This window comes from Bowmanella dokdonensis (assembly GCF_017254865.1).
Lineage (GTDB): Bacteria > Pseudomonadota > Gammaproteobacteria > Enterobacterales > Alteromonadaceae > Bowmanella > Bowmanella dokdonensis.
In genome coordinates this window covers 1-318 of the sequence record NZ_JAFKCV010000261.1, presented here as the reverse complement: position 1 = coordinate 318, position 318 = coordinate 1, and the positions used below count along the sequence as shown (strand labels likewise).

The 318-nt window shown below is 58.8% G+C and carries 1 protein-coding gene; it reads right to left on the bottom strand.

Annotation, left to right across the window (positions count from 1 at the left end; all coding sequences use genetic code 11):
- Positions 1–318: hypothetical protein (locus J0A66_RS22485; protein WP_439098892.1), on the bottom strand; the 318-nt coding region annotated here is incomplete at both ends.

Sequence of the window (318 nt, the reverse complement as noted above, 5' to 3'; positions counted from 1 at the left end):
ATATTGTTATGCGCCCGCAGCTCCAGGTCCGTCGCTGCCGTCCAATTGAGCGCCGCATTGACATAAATATCCCCGGCCTCACCACCCGTCGCGACGGTTTGCAGCGTTACATTGGTGCTGCCCAGGTTGCTCATCAGGGTATCGGCACCGATGCCGCTGGCGGTCTGGGTGGCGCCGCCCGGGGTAATGTAAAAATCAGTGGGGTCAATCAGCCATTCACCTGCGCTGCCATTAGGCGCCAGGGTCTTCACCTGTGTGCCCTCGGCAATTTGTACATAGGCACCGGAGGTATCAATAAAGCCACCATCTCCTTGCGCC